This is a genomic window from Vibrio sp. 1874, assembly GCF_033344395.1.
Classification (GTDB): Bacteria; Pseudomonadota; Gammaproteobacteria; order Enterobacterales; family Vibrionaceae; genus Vibrio; species Vibrio alginolyticus.
Genome location: NZ_JAWPOR010000002.1, coordinates 395,271 through 413,817 on the forward strand (window position 1 = coordinate 395,271; position 18,547 = coordinate 413,817).

Sequence of the window (18,547 nt, forward strand, 5' to 3'; positions counted from 1 at the left end):
TAAACACGAATTACATAAAACGTTACTGAGCTTGAAGCGCTTCTTGCTTGTCACCCGTCATGACGAAGTGAAGCTCGCCGCCCGCTTTGATTTCGCTGTGTTTGAAGGTGAAGTTGGCATCCAGCGGCTTGCCGTTGATGGTTACGGACTTCACGTACTTGTTGTGTGGGCTGTTGTTGTCTGCGATGACTGTGAATTCGCCGCCTTCCACTGGAATGGTGATTTCATCAAACATAGGGCGACCGATGGTGTAGACCGGATCTGCAGGTGTCACTTGGTAGAAGCCCATTGCCGACATCAAGTACCAAGAACTCATCTGACCTACGTCTTCGTTACCAATCAAACCCGTTGGTTCGCTGGTGTACATCTCTGACATGATGCGGTCTAGGTACTCTTGCGCTTTCCATGGCTCATCCGTTAGCGCGTATAGGTAAGGAATGTGGTGCGATGGCTCGTTACCGTGCATGTACTGACCGATGTAACCCGTTAGGTCTGGCAGTTCTTCACCAGTGTTTGAAGAACGCGCATTAAATAGCTCGTCCAAGTCTTCACGGAAGGCTTTCTCTGGCGTGGTGTCTTTGCCTTGTGCCAAGTCTGCTTGGTAGATTTCTTGTTTCAGACGGTTGAAATCGTGCATTGGTTGGAACTTCCATTGCCACGCGTTCCCTTCGGTGTAGGCAAACTCGTCCACGTAGTAAGGGTCGAATGGTAGCAGAGGGCATTTCTCTTTCATCACGCCTGAGCCTTCAGGCCATTCAACCATTTCACACTCATCCAAACGATCTTCATCAATCGGTTGGTTGAACTCCAAAGGCGGTTTGTTTGGTGATGAACTCATCGGATGGTTCTTTGGACGTAAGAAGCCTGTCTCTGCATCCCAATGGTTAAGCCAGTTGTCGGCACGAGTCATAAACTCTTCTTGCAGTTTTACATCGCCAGCCATGCGCGCTATTTCTGCCATTGCCCAGTCACCGTAAGCAAACTCAAGCGTGTAAGACGCACTGTTCCAGTAACCGTGATGAACAAAGCCGTTTTCTTCGTACACCTTCACTTGCACAACGTTTGCTGCGCCGATGTTGTTGTCTTCTGTCCAATCTGGGAATTCAGATGCCTCGTGGTAACGCACCGTAAACTCAGCCGCTTCTTTGGCCAGTTGTGGGTCGATGTCTAAGCCTTTCGCCATCGCGTCAGCAATGATAGAAACCGCAGGGAAGCCGATCATAGTGCCCGTGTAATGGCTGTGCAGTTCCCATTTCGGCAAGATGCCACCGTCTTCGTATTTACGAATCAGGTCGTTGGCAAACTCTTCGGCACGTTCTGGGTCGATGATGGTTTTCAGTGGATGCGCTGCACGGAAAGTATCCCACATGGAGTACACAGAGTAGTTTGGTGTGTCGCCCGCGTCTTTTTGAATGCGAGTACGCATCGCAGGGTATTGGCCGTCGACATCTTGGAAAATCATTGGCGCGATAGAGGCGTGGTAAAGCGCGGTGTAGAAGATCTCTTTCTGATCTTCCGTGCCGCCAGATACCATCATGCGGCTAAGCTCTTGGTGCCATGCGTCGTTGGCTTGAGCGCGCGCAGTATCAAATGACACGTCTTTTGCTTCTGCTTCTAGGTTCTTCTCCGCACCTTCTGTGCCTGTTGGTGACAAGCCTACTTGGATTTCTAGCGGTGTTGATGATGGTGCGAATTCTAGGTAAGCGATGGTTTTCACTGCGTCGATGTTGTCGTTGTTTACATCGATTTCCGTTTCTGCGCCGTCAACCAAAGCGATGGCTTTGACGATAGGTTGGTTGAAGGTGGCGTAGAAGTAGACGTGCTGGTTGTTCGCCCAGCCATTCGAGCTACGTAAACCGCGGATGGTGTAAGCGTCGATGAACTCCAAATCGCCCTTCATGGTGCGGTTGTTGAAGTGACCTTTGTTGAGAGTGTGGTCTAAATCGAACTTGATGTGTGGCGTGGTGCCTTCTTTGAAAGTGTAGCGGTGGAAGCCAACACGTTGCGTGGTAGTTAGTTCCGCTTTGATTTCGCCTTTGTTCAGTTCAACCGCGTAGTAACCTGCTTCTGCGGTTTCGTTGTCTTTATCGAAGGTATTGAAAACGGCGTTTTCTTTCTTGGTGAAAGGCAAAACTAAGATGTCACCAAGGTCGGTAATGCCTGTGCCAGAAAGGTGAGTGTGGGAGAAGCCATACACTGGGATTTCAGTCAGCTTGCCGTGGTCGAAGTAACCTGCGGCAGAGCCCCAGCCTTCCATTTCGGTATCAGGAGAAAGTTGTACCAAACCGTAAGGCACAACCGCCCCTGGGAAGGTGTGACCATCTGCGCCTGTACCAATCAATGGATTGACGTATTGAGTTAGTGTGGTGTCGAGGGATGGAGTACCAGATTTGCTGTTGTCGTCATCGCTGTTACAACCAGCAAGACCAAATATGGCAGCGAGTATAGCTGTAGAGATAAGGGTTCTTTTTAGTTTCATTTTTATGGTTCCACTGAAGTGAAGTTTTTTAGGGGGCTAGATGCCCCCTTTCGTTATTTGGATAGGTCTCGACTACTGCGCTTTCATCGCTTCAGATTTGTCTGAAGTCATGACGAAATGCAGCTCACCACCGTCTTTCAAATCGCTGTGCGCGAAGCTGAAGTTGTCACTCAATTGTTTGCCGTTGATGGTCACCGACTTCACGTAGATGCTCTCTTGGCTGTTGTTTTCTGAGGTGATGGTGAATTTACCGTCCGCGACTGGAATCACGGCTTTGTCGAACAGAGGACGACCGATGGTGTAGCTTGCTTCGCCCGGAGTGACTTGATAGAAGCCCAACGCAGACATCACATACCAAGCCGACATCTGACCGACGTCTTCGTTACCAATCAGACCTTCATGGGTTGGGTGGTAGAACTCGTTCATCGCTTGGTCGACGATTTCTTGTGTCTTCCAAGGCTCTGCCGTCCAGTTGTAGAGGTAAGGCACGTGATGATCTGGCTCGTTACCCATCACGAATTGACCGATGTAGCCAGACATGTCGTGTGATTGGCTCGTATCGGCGTTGGAGTCCGCATTAAACAGCGCATTCAAGTTAGCGAGGAATGCCGCTTTGCCTTGTTCGGTTACATCTTCAGGAAGAGAGAAGTCAGTACGGTCGATGTGCTCGCCACCCATTACGTTAGCCAGACCGTTCAAGTTGTGCGGTGCAAACCATGTCCATTGCCATGTATTGCCTTCGGTAAAGTCTTCACCACGGTGCTCGGCGCGGTAAGGCCAGAACACGTCACTTTCGTTGAGTGCTTTGCGGTCTTTACACGCGTTGTAGTCCATACCGTCTGGGATAGACAGCGCCATGTTCTCGTCCAAACATTCGGCTTTCAGGTTGTTTGCCCAAACTTTGCTGCCGCTGTTCATATAAGCCGGACGCATAAAGCCCGTCGCACCCAATGCGTTGCCTTTGGTGTCTTGTAGTTTGCCGTATTGCTCTGGGTTGTAATCGAAGTAGTTCTTGAACGATTCAGAGCGCGCCATGTAGCGGTCGTATTGTTGGTCGTTGCCCGCAAGTTTAGCGATCTGAGCGATACACCAGTCGTAGTAAGCATTCTCAAGACCGTAAGACACCGATTCGTTCACGAGCTCGTCGTATTTATCGACTTTTAAGCCTTCCACGTAACCCGGTTTGTCACCAGAATCCGGCGCCCATTTGGTGTTAGCTGGAATAAAGCCGACGTCTTCTTGGTAGTCGTTATGACGCGTCATTACTGTGAAGCGTTTGTCACCGTTCCAAGCATCTTGGTAAGGCACCCAGCTTTCAGTTTTATCAAGGTTGAAGTTGACTGTTTCGTCAGCGGCTTTCAACGCCAAATCAAACTCGGCAGCAGTAAAGGCTTCTGGGTGTTTAACCATGATATCGGCGATAACCGAGACCGCAGGATGACCGACCATTTCACCGGTGTAATCTGAGTGCAGTTCCCATTTTGGCAACACGCCACCCGTTTGGTATTTGTTCAATAGATCGCGTGCGTGTTCAATCGCGCGGTCTTTATCGATGATGGTTTTCAGTGGGTGTGCGGCGCGGAAGGTATCCCACATTGAGTACACTGAGTAGTTCACTAAGCCATCTTCTGCTTGGTGCACTTTGCCATCCATGCCACGGTATTTGCCATCCACATCTTGGTATAGGAATGGAGCAACAAACGTACGGTAGAGCGAGGTGTAGAACATGGTTTTGTCGGCTTTGTTGCCGCCTTCCAGTTCAAACTCGCCAAGGATGTTTTCCCAAGCCAAGCGGTTTTGTTGTACGACGTTGTCGAAATCCCAGCCGTTAGTGTCTGCTTCTAGGTTTTTCAGTGCGCCGTCAACGCCAGTGCCAGAAATCGCTACTTTGACCACCAATGGCTCATCGCTCTTGCCAAAGTTCAAGTGCGTCAGGACATCGTTTGCGCGTTTTGCCAAGCGTTCTGGGTCAGGTTCTGGTTCGCCCGGCATTGGTTTGTGCTCAGCGTAGCCACGGTAATCTTCCAAGCCGACTTCAGTCGCGTCAGTTGGAGTCAGTTTGCTCTCAGAAGCCAGCTTGGTGTACAGGTTTTCTTCAATGATTGGATCAGAGAATTCAGCCGCGAAGAATACAGTTTGCCATTGACCCCATTCGTTTGAGGTACGCGCGCCTACGACGGTAGTGTCGTTAACGCGTTTGTAGTAGATGCTGCGAGAGTGGTTGCCGTATTGCTCCAACAGTTCGTGTTGCAGGTCTATACGTACTTTGCGGTCTTCACCCGGCTTGAAGGTGTAACGTTGGAACGCCACGCGGTCGGTTGCCGACAGTTCAGCTTTTACGCCGGTTTCTACCAGGTCAACCGAGTAGTAGCCAACCTCTGCCACTTCCGAGCTTTTATCCATGGTCACGGCATCGGTATTGAAGCCGGTGTATGGCAAGAAGGCGAAGTCGTTTAGGTCGCCTTTACCTGCGCCAGAAATGTGAGTCATTGAGAAGCCAGAAAGCAAGCTGTGCACAGGATCGTATTCAACAGGCGAGCCTTTGCCATTCCAACCGTTTGGATCGAAGTTATCTGGTGAAGGTTGAATCATACCTTCTGGCATCACTGGAGATGGGTTAACGTTGCCAAGACCTTTAGTGCCGATCAAGGTATCAACGAATTCCAAAGTAGGGGTAGAGATAACCGGAGTTTCTGGGTCAGAGTCGCTGCCACAACCAGCAAGACCAAGCATGGCGGTTAACACTGCAGTAGAGAGTAGGGTTCTTTTTAGTTTCATTGTTTTTATTCCACGAGAAAAGGGGACACGAGGTCCCCTCAAAATCATTATTCGCCTAGGTTGGCTTGCATTGCTTCAGACTTGTCAGCTGTCATCACGAAGTGCAGTTCGCCGCCTGCTTTGAATTCGCTGTGCTGGAAGGTGTTGTACACATCCAGAGGCTTACCGTTGATGGTCACTTCTTTGATGTACATGTTGTCTGGACCGTTGTTCTCAGCCGTTACCGTGAAGGTGCCAGAGCCAATGTCTACCGTCGCTTTGTCGAAGATTGGACGACCGATGCTGTAGGTTGGATCGGTTGGCGAGATTTGGTAGAAGCCCAGCGCTGACATCAAGTACCAAGCTGACATTTGACCTACGTCTTCGTTACCGATGATGCCGTCTGGCGTCGGTTTGTAGAACTGGTCGTAAACTTGGTCTAGATATTCCTGCGCCTTGTAAGACTCTTCAGTACGGTTGTACAAGTAGATGACGTGGTGCGAAGGCTCATTACCGTGAATGTACTGACCGATGTAGCCAGTCATGTCTTGGTGCGCTTCGCCGCCATTTGGATCGGCAGTAAATAGGTTGTTCAGCTTGTCATTCAAACCTTGCGTGCCGCCCATGATTTCAGTCAGCTTGTCCAAGTCTTGCATGAACGCCCATTGCCACTGCCACGCGTTACCTTCTGTGTAGTAGAACGCGTCAGACTTGTAAGGGTCGAAGTCAGTGGAAGCGTATTTCAGCGCACATGGGTCGCCTTCTTTCAGTTCTGTCGGTACAAAGAAGCCAGTGCCGTCTGCGTTACCTGCTTCTGCATCCCAGTGTTTCAAAGAGTTGTAAGAACGAGCTTTGAACTCTTCATACGCGTCCATATCGCCAGCGGCTTTTGCCATTTCTGCGATCGTCCAATCGTAGAATGAGAATTCCAACGAGTACGACACTGAGTTCCAGTTCGGGTAACGAACACACTGTTCTTTCTCGTGGTAGTTCAACTGACCTGCCATGAGTGAGCTTAGGATGTCGTCATGAATCTGTGGGTATTCATGCGGTGTGTAACGTGCTGATTTCACCGACGCCGTGTAAGCCTGCTCTGCATCAATCAAGCCTTTGGTCACCGCATCGCCAAGAATCGCTGCCGATGGGTAGCCGATCATGGTGCCGGTTTCTGAACCGTGACCTTCCCATTTCGGCAATAAACCAAACTCGTCGTTGGATTTACGAATCAAGTCTTTCACGTATAGCGTTGCTTGGTCTGGGTCGATGATGGTCCACATTGGGTGAACCGCGCGGAACGTATCCCACGTTGAGTAAATCGAGTAGTTTGGTGTGTCGCCATCTTTCAGTGTGCGCACTGTGCCAAGCATATCGACGTATTGACCGTCCACATCGTAGAACTCAATTGGAGCGATCATCATGTGGTACATGCCCGTGTAGAAGTTGGTTTTCTCTGCGTCTGTGCCGCCTTCTACTTTGATTTTCGCCAGCTTCTCAGCCCATGCGTATTCCGCGTCTTCTTTCACTTGTGCTAGGTCGAAACTTGGTGCTTCTGCTTCTAAGTTTTTCTGTGCACCTTGCCAGTTAACTGGAGAGATACCGACGCGGATTTCAATTGGCTCTTCGCCTGTGCCGAAGTTTAGGTAAGCGGTCAGATCATCGCCTGAGTAAACCGCGCCATTGCGCATTTCGCGCGTTGGTTCAAGGTCTTGTTCGCCTAACAGTGCTTTGGCGATTGGTTGGTTAAATTTCGCGTAGAAGAAGATGTCCTGACCTTGGTGATCTTGCCCTTGGAACCAGCCTGTTGATGTTTTACGACCGCGAATGGTGTATTCGTCCACCACTTCTACTTTGTTCTTCAAAGACTTGCCGTTGTTGTTCATTAGGGTATGACCCAAATCGAACTTCACGTTGCGGTCTGCGCCATCAGCAAAGGTGTATTTGTGCAAACCAACGCGTTTGGTTGCGCTCAGTTCTACTTCGATTTGACCTTGGTTTAGTTTGGTTTTGTAGTAGCCTGCGCTTGCTTCTTCATTGGCTTTGTCGAAAGAGTTCAGCTGTGTGTTCGCCATGTCTGCATATGGCAGAACCAAAATGTCGCCTAGGTCCGTTGCGCCTGTACCTGAAAGGTGAGTATGGGAGAAGCCGTACAGCGGAACGTCAGTGTTAACTACTTCGCCAGTTTCGTAGTTGGATGAATCCCAGTAGCCAGATGCCGAGTGCCAAGGGTTAAGTCCTGATTCATGGTCTGTGTTAGAACCGATGAAAGTATCTGGAGACAGTTGAACCATACCTGCCGGTACCGTCGCGCCCGGGAATGTATGACCAGAAGCTGCTGTGCCGATCATAGGATCGACGTATTTCAACACCGCAAGATCAACAATTGGATCGCCCGGCAGTGAAGAGGAGGAATCGTTGTCGCTGTTACAGCCAGCCAAGCCACCCGTCAGACCAACCAGGATAGCCAAAGAGATAAGATTACGTTTAAACATGTGCATACCGTTTTGTCGTTATTCGTATATAAAAAGTGTTTATAAGAGACTGTTTATAAAGGACTGCTTATAAAATTTGCTTGTAGGGATAGCCGGGAGATGCGCTCCCCCGGCTGAGTTGTCACTATTGGGATTAACGAGAACCTGCTGGCATCTCGTCTTCATGCAAGAACTCACCGATGCCTTGTGCTGGTGGAAGATCTTGCTCTAGAGAGCCCCAACGTTGATTTGGTTTGTCGCCCATCACGAACTCCAGCTCACCGCCGTACATGATTTCGTCATGAGTCAGGTAAGTGCGGTTGAAGTCTTTGCCGTTGTAGCGAGCCGATTGAATGAAGATGTTTTCACGGCTAACGTTCTTCGCGGTAACCGTGAACTTCTGGTTGTTGCCGACATCGATAGACGCGCTTTCAAACAGCGGAGTACCGATTTCGTAGATGCCAGAAGAAGCGTTCACTGGGTAGAAGCCAAGTGCACGGAACACGAACCACGCAGAGAGCGTACCGAAGTCGTCGTTACCACAAATGCCGTCAGCGGTGTTCTTGTAGCAAATGTTGGTTGCTGCGGCGATGGCTGCCTGACCTTTCCAAGGTTGACCGACGTAGTTGTACAAGTAAGGCACGTGGATATCTGGTTCGTTACCTTGAACGTGCTGACCAACGTTACCTGTGTTGAACACTGGGAATTGGTTGTCGCCTGCGTTGCGGTCTGGGTAGGTTGACCAGTACTCATCCAAGCGTGCTGCGAACAAGTCACCGCGTTCTGCTTCAGGGTTTTGTGTCTTGTCGAAGCGTGTCATCAGGTCAATCAAGCCATGAATGTCGTGCTGAACGCTGAACGAGTATTGCCAGCCGTTTGATTCAGAGAATGCCCAGTTAAACATGTCTGGACGCCAGTCTTTACCAACCGCGCGACCAGTGATTGGGTCTACCCAACCTGCATCGATAAACTCGCCATCGTAGTCACGGGCTTTGAACCAACCTTGGTATTGCTTACCACCGAAGTCGAATTGCGCTTGCCAGTTTTTAGAACGGTTAGCGAACTCGGTGTAACGTGGATCTTCTTCACCAAACACTTCTTTGATCGATTGTGCGATTGCCCAGTCGTTCATTGAGTATTCAAGCGAGTAAGATGCTGTCCAGGAGTCTTTAAATGGTGAGTGACCGCCGTAAGAATCTGGTGGAGTGTCGTGCAATTGCGCTGGCACATAACCTTGTTCTTCGTACTCTTTGATCCATGCTACGCCTTGGCTCGTTGCGGCGCGCGCATCTGTGATCATTGCTTCAACTAAGCGCTCTTTGACGTCTTTGCGCTCAGCTTCTGTGAAGCCAAGGTCGATCATGCGTTTTTCTAGTGAGCCTTTCGACAACACATCATGAATCACAGGCGTTGAGTGCATGCCCATCATCATGCCAGTTTCGTTGCCTTTGAATGTCCACTCAGGCAGGCGACCTTTGCGCACGTTGCCTTTGTCATCCACCCATTCTTCTTCGGCGTAAGACAGCATAGACAGCACCACGTCGGCTAGGCGGTCAGGTTCAAGAATCGAAGACAGCGGTTGAACCGCGCGGTAGGTATCCCACAACGAGAAAGTGTCGTAGCGCGTGAAGTCTGCTTTGCCATCTTTGTTAGCATCGGCAGTGCGGATTGACTCTTTCAGCGTATCAATCTTATCGCCCCAAGGTGTGTTGCCATCTGGGTAAGCGTTGCGACCTTGGTGAACTTGGCGGTAGCGACCATCTAAGTCAGAGTGAATGGTTTGACCTAGGTACGAGTGGTACATCGCGGTGTAGAACGTCTGTTTGTAATCTTCGTCGCCAGAGACTTGGATCTTGCCGAGTTCGTCTTCCCATTTCTTCGTTGCCGCTTCACGTACTTGGTCGAAGTTCATGCCAGCAACTTCTGTCATGTTAAGAGAAGCACCTGATTTACCATTCTCGCCAATCTCAACGTTTGATAGCGCTAATTTCGCTTCAACCGTTAAGCCGTCTTTTGATGTGTCGAATTCGACGTAAGCACGCGCGTATTGGTACTTGCCGCGTGTCTCGTTACCGATTTCCGTAATGCCTTCTGGCACGTCCATGTAACGACCTTGCTCTTTATCGTAGTAAGCAAAGCGAACGTTTTTGATTGGTTGGTCGAATTCCATCACGAAGAATTCTTTTTGGCTTGGTGCCCAACCATCAGAGAAACGGTGACCTTCAAGACGGTTATTGTCTTTGTCCCATTTCAAGTAAGAATCTGATGTGTAGTCCCAGTTAATTTTGAAGCCAGTGTTCACGATGATTTCTGACTTCTCATCACGAGGGAAGGTGTAGCGGTGTACACCAACGCGATCAGACGCCGTCAACTCGGCTTTGATGTCGTAATCCAATAGATCGACTTTGTAGTAGCCTGCCGTCGCTTGCTCGTCACGATGTTGGAAGCGAGACGCTTCTAGGTTTAGCGTTGCCGAACCTTCATCAATCATGTAATCCGAACGCGAGTTGATTGGCATTACGAGAATGTCGTTCAAGTCGCCAGCACCTGCTCCGGAAAGGTGGGTATGAGAGAAACCGGAAGTACGTGCGTCGTGGTAGTAGTAGCCTGAAATGTATTCCCAGCCGTTAGAACCGTTGTTTGGAGAAAGCTGCACCATGCCGTGTGGTGTGGTTGCACCAGGGTAGGTGTTGCCTAGGTTACCTGTGCCGATGAATGGGTTGACGTAGCGTGTTACGTCCATATCGGCGAAATCTACCGGGATGTGAACGCCCATGTCGATTTCAGGTGTTTCTGGGTTTGGCTTGTCATCACAGTCGCCATCGCCAACTGGAGGACATACTGGCTTGCCGCCGTCAGGAATATCCGGCAGTGCAGGGTTGGTGTCACCGCCTTCATAAATGTTAGTTGTGTCGTCGTTACAGCCAGTCAGACCGACTAGACCACTGAGAACTGCGCAAGCGAGTAGGGAAGGTTTGAATTTCATTTTTAAAGCCTTGTAAATTGTAGGGTTATATAATTAAAAAAATCAGGGGTATTACTAAAACTTAAAAACTTGAAATAGAGCCCTTTGGGGGAAAGGGCTCTTAGGGGGAGGAGCTTAAGGTTTAAGCTTTCACAAGAGTCGCTGCGTTACGCATCGCTTCTTTCGTTGAACACTCAACAACGTTTGCTTTTGCAAAGCGGTGAGCGTCTTTTACTTGGATATCGTGAGCTAGAATAACCAGCTTCGCGTTTGCTACATCTAGGTCAGTGATGCGGTTCTGGATACCGTTTTGACCTTGAGTTTCTACTTTGATTTTCAGACCCGCTGCTGCACCTGCTTTCTCTAGTGCTTTCGCTGCCATGAATGTGTGTGCTACGCCAGATGGGCAACATGTTACTGCTACGATGTCGTACTCGCCTTCGCCTGCTGCTGGAGCCGCTTGAGCTTGTGCAGGTGCTGCTTCTACGATTTCGTCTTCTGCTTCTTCTTCAGCAACTGGTTTCCAGAAGCCAACGATAACTGCTGTTGTTAGTGAGCCTAGTGCGATACCCACAACGTACATTGGGATGTTGCTTGATACAGGAGCTGTGATTAGACCGCCCCATGGTGCGTGTAGTAGAACGTCTGTTAGGAAGCCGAACACACAGCCAACGATGCCACCAGCAACGATTGAAGGAAGAACGCGTACAGGGTCGTTTGCAGCGAATGGGATAGCACCTTCAGAGATACCGATAGAACCCATGATTGCTGCTGCTTTACCTGCTTCTTGTTCTTGCTTAGTGAACTTCTTCTTGAATAGGAATGTTGCTAGTGCCATACCTAGAGGAGGCGTACAGATTGCGATACCAACACCACCCATTAGCCATGGTTGAGTATCAACTTGAGTTTGAGCGAATAGCGTTGCTACTTTGTTGATTGGACCGCCCATATCGAATGCAGTCATACCACCAAGAATCGTACCTAGAACCACTTTAGAAGCGCCAGCCATAGAAGCTAGGAATTCGTTCATAGACGCCATGAAGATCTTGATTGGCTCACCGATACCCCATAGAACGATACCTGCAGAGATAAGCGTACCTAGTAGAGGGTAGATGAAGTAAGCGCCCAACGCAGTCATGTTAGCAGAAAGAGGGATCTTCTTAAGTTGGAATACCACACCACCTGCGATGAAACCCGCTACGATACAACCAAGGAAGCCGCCGCCCATGTCAGCCATGATGCCAGAAGAGATCATCGCTGGTGCTAGAGCAGGTTTGTCTGCAATTGAGTAACCGATGAAGCCACCAAGAATAATTGGGAACAGCACCAGACCTTTAATACCGATATTAGAAATATCAGCCAATAAACCGTCCGCAGGAACCGCACCTTTACCTGATGCCATTACCGCCAGCGCCAGTAGTACACCACCCGCAACGATAAATGGAAGCATGTGAGAAGTACCGAATAAAAGGTGACCTTTCATGGTACTTAGGATTTTTTTGAAATCGCTATTATTACTAGCTTGAGCTGTGATTGTACTCATAATTTCACGCCTTATGAATTAATTAAAATATTTAGTATTTGGTTTTCGTCTTTTGCGTTATGAATATCTTCAATAAACTCTTCGCTAAATTTACCGAATAATTCTTGAAGAACATAAATATGGTGGTCGGCACCGTTATCTGGTGAGGCAATCATGAAGAATACGGTCGGTTTGACTCCCTCTTCGTCGCCATACTCGATGCCTTCGCGCTTTACGCCAACAGCGATTGCAGGCTCTGTAACCGCTTTGCTTTTTGCGTGTGGGTAAGCGATGCCGTCCATTGAAGTTACGCTTAATGCTTCACGCGCTTCGATGTCGGTTAAAAAAGCCTCTTTGCTGCTGATTCGATTATTTTCGAATAGCATTTGCGCTAGCTCTTCAAAGACTTCTTTTTTATTATTTGCTTGAAGGTTGCCTTTAATTAAATTGACGTTTGTTAGTTCTGTAATCATTTTTTGACTCATTGGTACTGAAGTAATGAGGCAAATTTAATTAATGTTACGGTTTTCTGAAATAGTAAAAAAAATCCAATAACTATATTTTTGTATCACACAAGCTTAAGTGTGATTTAGCTCTCCAATATATCAATATAAAACTAGGATGAATGAATATCAAAAGCCAATAACGGCGGTTATTGGCTGAACTATAAAATGTAACAGTATGAAGGAAGCTTAATTAGCGTTCACTAACTGTGAGCGCGCGCAACACGACCTTCACAATCCAAAGTGACCTGTTTTGCGTAAGCCGGAATGAAAACTGATTGTCCTTTTTCAACCACGCATGTTTCACCGTTTGCGTGAGTTAGCACAAGTTTGGTATCCAGAGGCATAAGGATCTCAGCGGTTTGAACTTCTAGAGTACGCTGGTGAGCTTGTTTAACGATGGCGAATTTGAAATCGTCCACAGGAATTGGGTATTCCAACATATCGTCGATTTCAGTCGGTGCAAGCAATAGGCTGTCGAATGGCTTCTCATTGAAGCGTGTACATGCAACAAGCTCTTTCACGTCCATGTATTTTGGTGTCAGACCTGCGCGCAGTACGTTGTCTGAGTTTGCCATGATCTCAAGACCTGTACCTTTTAAGTAAGCGTGTGGCGTTTCTGCATCCAAGAACATAGCATCACCCGGTTGTAGGGTAATCACATTAAGCATCAGTGGTGCAAACAAACCAATATCGCCAGGGTATTGCTTCTCTAGCTCAAGAATAAGGTTGAACAGAGGTAAGTCGGTGATGCGAGCTTGAGCCAATAGCACCGTCAACGCCATCTCTTTCTGTTCGCCCTCTAGTGACAGTAGACCCGAGAAGAAGGTCGCAAAGCCCGTTGGCGTTTGGTTTGCGATTAGATCATCTACCAAACCTTGTAGCTCAGGAATCGCCAGCTCAGAGAAGAAGCTGATGATTTCACTTGTTGGGCGGAATCCATTCATCGCTTGGTATTCGGTTAGCGCGTAAACCAATTCTGGTTTGTGGTTTGGATCTTTGTAGTTACGGTTTGCAGCGGTTAGGGGAATGCCTTGTTTTTCTTCCAGTGCAAAACCTAGTTCTGCTTGTTGCTTGTTTGGGTGCACCTGAATCGACAGCGCTTTCTCAGCGGCAAGCACTTTAAACAGGTATGGAAGTTCACCAAAACGGTTTGCGACTTCTTCACTCAGAAAAGCATTCATGTCTTGAGCAATCAGTGAAGAGAGTTTGGTCTCCTTGCCATTTACCATCACCACTGAGCAACCGTTTGGATGCGCGCCCATCCATACTTCTGCTTGTGGTTCGCCCGTTGGGTTTTCAATGCCAAACAGTTGGTTAACAGAAGTAGTACTGCCCCAAGCGTAGTTTTGAATCACGTTGTTCATCAGGAAAAACGTCGGATGCGCAGCTTGAGTTTGAATCGTTTGTGTATCGGACATCGTTAAATCAGACATAGAGTGTCACCATGAGAGAAAATCATGGCTTGGGCGACATTGCCCAAGCCATAGGAGCCATTGGGGGTAGGGGTGATTAAGCGGCTGCTTGCAACATTTTTGCTTTGCGAACTTTCTTCAGAGTTACACACGTTACTGCGGTAACTACTGCGCCAGCTGCCATACAAATCAGAGCAAGTACTGGGTGGTTCATCGCGCCAAGAAGAGCGACAACTGGACCGCCGTGAGCAACACTGTTGGTAATGCCGAATGAGAACGCCATTACTGCCGCCACCATTGAGCCAAGTACGTTTGCAGGAATCACTGACATTGGATCTTGCGCTGCGAATGGAATCGCACCTTCAGAGATACCAACTAGACCCATTGCGCCTGCTGCTTTACCCGCTTCGGTTTCTGATTCTTCGAACAGGTCGAACTTACGACCAAGCGCCGTTGCCAGTGCCATGCCTAGAGGTGCAACTGGGATTGCACACGCCATCGCACCCATAAATTGAGTTTGGCCGCTCGCAATCATGCCCACAGAGAATAGGAATGCGACCTTGTTGAATGGACCACCCATATCGAAGCCAGCCATACCACCAAGTACGATGCCTAGCAGAACGACGTTACCTGTACTCATGCTCGTTAGTAGCGCAGTCAGACCGTCCATTAGGCTTGCGATTGGCGCGCCGATAACGAAGATGAAAAGACCAGCGATGAATAGCGAACCTGTGATTGGCGCAATCATGATTGGCACCAAAGGTTGAATGAATTTGTGGTAGTTAATCGACGTAATCCACTTCACGAAGTAACCCACAAGCAGACCAGCGATGATGGCACCGATAAAGCCTGTACCTGCGTCTGCGCCGTAGAAAGAACCGTTGTTTGCAATCCAACCACCGATCAAGCCAGGAGCTAGAGCAGGACGGTCAGCAATCGCGTAAGCAATGTAACCGGCTAGGATTGGGATCATCAGCGTAAAGGCAACCACACCAACGTTGAGAATTTGGTTCCACATGCTGCCTTCAGGAATTGCCATGCCCGCTTCACTTGGCTGACCACCGACTGCAAGAGCAAGTGCAATCAACAGACCACCCGTTACAACGAATGGGATCATGTGTGATACACCGTTCATCAAGTAGCGGTAGAGGTCAGAGCGAGCCTGAGAGGCTTTGTTTGCAACAGACGCTTGTGCATTGCTGCTTGCTTCTGCTTGGTATTCTGGAGCGCTTAACGCTTCGTTAATCAGACCTTGAGCATCGCGAATAGGGGCTTTTACGTTGGTTTTAACCACGCGTTTGCCGGCAAAGCGGTTCATGTCGACTTGTTTGTCACATGCCACGATGATTGCGTCTGCACGCTCGATTTCTTCTGCGGTTGGGCTGTTTTTCACACCGATTGAACCGTTCGTTTCAACCTTGATTTCGTAACCCATCGCCGCTGCACCTTTCTCTAGCGCTTCTGCCGCTAGGTAAGTGTGCGCTACGCCCGCAGGACAACCAGTAACACCAATGATGAAGCCTTGGTTTGCTGGTGCGTCTGTCACTGCTTGAGGCTCTTCTTTAGCAAGTAGAAGTGCCAGTGCGTCTTGGCTGTTTGCTGCACCTAAGAACGCATCAATGAAACCATCTTCAATCAGTTTTGAGGACAGCTCTGCAAGTACTTCGATATGGTGGTTATCGCCACCGTCTGGAGAAGCGATCATGAAGAACAGTTTTGAAGGCAAACCGTCTTCCGCGCCGTATTCGATACCTGATTTGCTTACGCCGATCACAACCGCCGGTTCAATCACAGCAGAGCTTTTCGCGTGTGGAATTGCCACGCCATCTTCAAATCCGGTATTTCCTAATTCTTCACGTGCTTTTATATCTGAAAGAAATTGTGTTTGGTCAGAAATACGACCTTGGGCATGAAGAACGGCAACCAGTTCTTTAAATACGTCTTCTTTTGAAGACGCTTTAAGATCAAGCTTAATTAAGTCTTCATTTATTAGTTTGGTGATCATTGTCGAACCCCTATAAATATAATTTTTATTTCAGGGGTATTTTTAAATTACAGAGAAAAAGACTGTAGTGAAGAAAAAATGCATTTACTGGAGGATTGTAACCGACTAACTATAGTGTGATTTAGATCGTTCACTGGGCAAATCTACCTGCATATCTGTGACATGATGGATAAGAAGCTAAACGATAAGTGAAATGTGGTTTTTCTCCCATTTGAAAAGGGATTGAGTGTTGTTGATAGAGTTTTTGTTACTGGAGATTTGATGTGTTAACTGGATTTTTGTAACATCAAAGTGGAAGTGTGATTTTGCTCAATAGCACAAGAGTCCAGTCCGGTGTATATCTATAGTAAATAGCATCATTGATGCATATATAGAGTGTGAAACAATGATTTTTCATGATTTAATTTCAGCGGTATTAAATGAAAGAGAGCCATTTCATAATATTTGGTTTGCAGGAGATTTTCATACGCCGCCTGAATTTAGCTATCAAGTTAATTTCTCTCGCCTAGAGTTGGTTCTGGATGGGGAATATATTAATGAAATGGAAAGTCATGATCGAAAAGTAACGCACATCGTTGCTAAAAAAGGCGACGCGATATTTATTGCACCTAACTGTTGGAATAAACCAGACTGGGATACCAATTGCTCAGTGTTAAGTATTTTGTTTGGGCGTCGACAACTTGGGTTGAGTTTGGTGAGCAAACGCAAAGGTGAGGCAAACTTTTACGATATTCAAAAGCATAGCATCCAAACGCGCTCAGGATTTGCGATAGATAACATCTTAGAAGCGTTGAGCTCACTGGCTCGTGAGAATACTAAAAAACCAATGGATGAGCTTTTACTGCAAGCATTGCTGCAATACGCGAAGACGATGTTGGATGCACCAGTCGAGCAGCAGTCACATAGCCGTGTGCAAGATCTCTATCAAGGGATCTGCATCTACATTCAAGAGAACTTCCATCGCCCAATCACGCGTGACAGCATTGCGTCGAGATTCTGTATTTCCTCGAACCATTTGTCGCGCTTGTTCCGTCAGCAGGGGCACATGACCTTGGCAGACTACATTACTTGGGTGCGCGTGGATCGCGCGAAGTTTATGCTCAAGAAATACAACTTCAAACTCAATGACGTGTCAGTGCGCTGTGGATTTAAAGACGTGAACTATTTCTGCCGAGTATTTAAGAGCCGTACAGGCAGAACGCCGACGGAATATCGTGGTTCGATTTGAGCTTTCACTCTGAGAGCGTAGATCATAGAGAAGTTTAAGCAAGCAGCCTCGACATGGCGTACATCAGCAGCGCTTGTAAGTCGACGCTGCTTTTTGTTAGTAGTAGGCGTTCCGCCATTTGTTCGGTAAGCAGATTTCGTGTGAGGTTAGTAGCCACAATGATCTGTTCTCGGGTCGGCTTTTCTGGTATCACCAGTGCTATAGCCAGATGAACATCGCCCATTTTCGAAGCCCAATCCATCGACTTTTCATTTGCAATAACGGCAATGGAAATATGGTCAACACCTGAAAACATTACATGAGGTAGAGCGATCCCCGGAGTCACGCAAGTTGATGAACGTTCTTCGCGTTTAATAAAAGCAAGAATCAGTTCGTCGGGATAAATGGGGTGGATGAGCTGAGCTAGTCCTTTGAGGCATTCAAACTTGGTGAGCTCGGTATGCGCTTTGGCGTACTGCCATTTGATTTCACAAGGTGGGCAAATCTGCGGTAAACGCTCGGCTAGTTGGCTAGAAAACTGATAGTTGATATGAGACCCCACCACAGTAAAGTGTTCAGCAATTATGTCTTTGATGACGAAGCAGGCCAGCTCTGCGTCAATGCCAATCGCTGTGATTTGACACAAATCACCTTTTTGTAGACCTGCTTGCAAAATCGCCACGGACTTGGTGAGTTCCGCAACACGATTTTGCGTTACATTAATGATATGTAAGGTACTTTTGAACTTTTTTGCCACTCGATTGAGTGGCAGAGCAACATGCGCACTGGCATTTGCATTATCGACGAAAAAGGTGATTTGGTATTCGTTCATCTACAAATTTAGTCGCGGCAGTGGGCGAGGAATACTTTGTCGACGTTTAGCAAAGCCTCTTCAATGGGGATTTGAATTTTGCGTGTCCCTTCGAATCGGCCTGGTTGTTCTATCTCAATATCCGACACGATCAAAACCCGATCCGCTTGAGCGATATCGTGAGGAGTGAGCTGATTTTCTATCCCCATCGCACCTTGAGTTTCTACTTTAATTTGCACGTTATGTTTTGGCGCAGCTTTCATGAGTGCATCTGCCGCCATATAAGTATGAGCGATGCCTGTAGGGCATGCTGTCACCGCTACGATTTTCATGTTCTATCCATTTTATTTTTTGTGGATATTAACACAGCCACCGCAGATTGAATTGATTTGAGCTGGATTAACGCAAGAGCTCT

General features: G+C 48.0%; 11 protein-coding genes. 1 reads left to right on the forward strand and 10 read right to left on the reverse strand.

Annotated features, from left to right (window positions below; genetic code table 11):
- Positions 1–22: 22 nt before the first annotated feature.
- From R8N46_RS05815 to R8N46_RS05850, 8 genes are all read right to left on the reverse strand, one after another.
- On the reverse strand, positions 23–2,479 hold the full coding sequence (locus tag R8N46_RS05815) for a GH92 family glycosyl hydrolase (protein ID WP_213972223.1): 2,457 nt from the start codon (positions 2,477–2,479) through the stop codon (positions 23–25).
- 72 nt (positions 2,480–2,551) lie between these two features.
- On the reverse strand, positions 2,552–5,257 hold the full coding sequence (locus R8N46_RS05820; protein WP_203491320.1) for a GH92 family glycosyl hydrolase: 2,706 nt from the start codon (positions 5,255–5,257) through the stop codon (positions 2,552–2,554).
- Positions 5,258–5,304: 47 nt separating this feature from the next.
- On the reverse strand, positions 5,305–7,725 hold the full coding sequence (locus tag R8N46_RS05825; RefSeq protein WP_025553349.1) for a GH92 family glycosyl hydrolase: 2,421 nt from the start codon (positions 7,723–7,725) through the stop codon (positions 5,305–5,307).
- 133 nt (positions 7,726–7,858) lie between these two features.
- Positions 7,859–10,690, reverse strand: coding sequence for a GH92 family glycosyl hydrolase (locus R8N46_RS05830; protein WP_005429443.1), 2,832 nt, complete (start codon positions 10,688–10,690; stop codon positions 7,859–7,861).
- A gap of 121 nt (positions 10,691–10,811) precedes the next feature.
- Positions 10,812–12,212, reverse strand: coding sequence for a fructose-specific PTS transporter subunit EIIC (locus tag R8N46_RS05835; RefSeq protein WP_005453038.1), 1,401 nt, complete (start codon positions 12,210–12,212; stop codon positions 10,812–10,814).
- Between the two features lie 11 nt (positions 12,213–12,223).
- A complete protein-coding gene (locus R8N46_RS05840; protein WP_005436338.1) occupies positions 12,224–12,664 on the reverse strand; it encodes a PTS sugar transporter subunit IIA in 441 nt (146 codons plus the stop codon).
- Positions 12,665–12,897: 233 nt separating this feature from the next.
- Positions 12,898–14,115, reverse strand: a complete 1,218-nt coding sequence (manA, locus tag R8N46_RS05845) for a mannose-6-phosphate isomerase, class I (RefSeq protein ID WP_374188914.1) — start codon at positions 14,113–14,115, stop codon at positions 12,898–12,900.
- Between the two features lie 91 nt (positions 14,116–14,206).
- Complete coding sequence (locus tag R8N46_RS05850) at positions 14,207–16,114, reverse strand: fructose-specific PTS transporter subunit EIIC (RefSeq protein WP_115386555.1); 1,908 nt, start codon at positions 16,112–16,114, stop codon at positions 14,207–14,209.
- A gap of 385 nt (positions 16,115–16,499) precedes the next feature.
- Here R8N46_RS05850 and R8N46_RS05855 point away from each other — a divergent pair, with 385 nt between their 5' ends.
- Positions 16,500–17,342 carry a helix-turn-helix transcriptional regulator gene (locus R8N46_RS05855; protein ID WP_104976208.1) on the forward strand — a complete coding sequence of 281 codons (843 nt, stop codon included), beginning with the start codon at positions 16,500–16,502 and terminating at the stop codon, positions 17,340–17,342.
- Positions 17,343–17,376: 34 nt separating this feature from the next.
- Here R8N46_RS05855 and R8N46_RS05860 read toward each other — a convergent pair whose 3' ends face one another.
- Together R8N46_RS05860 and R8N46_RS05865 are read right to left on the reverse strand one after the other, a co-directional pair.
- Complete coding sequence (locus R8N46_RS05860) at positions 17,377–18,153, reverse strand: PTS sugar transporter subunit IIA (protein WP_104976207.1); 777 nt, start codon at positions 18,151–18,153, stop codon at positions 17,377–17,379.
- 8 nt (positions 18,154–18,161) lie between these two features.
- Positions 18,162–18,464, reverse strand: coding sequence for a PTS fructose transporter subunit IIB (locus R8N46_RS05865; protein ID WP_104976206.1), 303 nt, complete (start codon positions 18,462–18,464; stop codon positions 18,162–18,164).
- Between the last annotated feature and the right edge of the window lie 83 nt (positions 18,465–18,547).